General features: G+C 65.4%; 1 protein-coding gene. It reads right to left on the reverse strand.

From position 1 onward, the window contains the following. Window positions 1-254, reverse strand: a 254-nt coding sequence (locus tag O4H62_RS26370; protein WP_269391860.1) for a TonB-dependent receptor plug domain-containing protein, incomplete at both ends; no start/stop codon positions are given.

The raw sequence follows: 254 nt of genomic DNA on the forward strand, positions 1-254 counted from the left end.
GCTTGCGCGTCACCTTGTTGATGACGCCGGCCAGCGCGCCTTCGCCGTAGAGAACCGAGGCCGGTCCCTTTAGCACCTCGACCCGATCATAATGCCAGTTGTTGCTGTCGCGCTGGACGACGGTCGATGCCGACACCCGCACGCCGTCCTGAAGGATCGAGACGGTGTTGCCTGCGAAGCCGCGCAAGCTGACGACGGCCGGATTGCCCGGCACGTTGCCGGCGATTGCCCCCACCACGTCGTTGAACGTCTCG

The organism is Parahoeflea alexandrii (genome assembly GCF_027214025.1).
Classification (GTDB): domain Bacteria; phylum Pseudomonadota; class Alphaproteobacteria; order Rhizobiales; family Rhizobiaceae; genus Hoeflea; species Hoeflea alexandrii_A.